The sequence below is a fragment of the Flavobacterium riviphilum genome (assembly GCF_055231795.1).
The window spans coordinates 1-268 of the sequence record NZ_JBUYSY010000066.1 but is presented as its reverse complement, the minus strand read 5'-3'; the positions used below and the strand labels follow the sequence as shown (position 1 = coordinate 268).

Below are 268 nucleotides of genomic sequence, written 5' to 3'. Positions count from 1 at the left end.
AATTACTTTGTAAATGCCAGCTCCTAAGCCAGATTGATCTTCGGCCGTTGCCACTACACCAATACCAGTCCATGCGTATGTATAAGGCGCTACACCACCTGAAGCGGTAATATTGATGGCTCCGGTTTTAGCTCCAAAACACAACACATCAGTTTGGGTTTTAGTTACGGTGACCGCAGCGGCTGGTTCGGTAATGGTTACTGAAAGTTCGGCTGATTTACATCCGTTGTTATCCGTTACAATTACTTTGTAAACCCCAGCTCCTAAG

Annotated in this window: 1 protein-coding gene; it reads right to left on the bottom strand. The window is 45.5% G+C overall.

From position 1 onward, the window contains the following. The coding region (locus tag ACZIX2_RS14305; protein WP_463340769.1) for a SprB repeat-containing protein at positions 1–268 on the bottom strand (268 nt) is incomplete at both ends.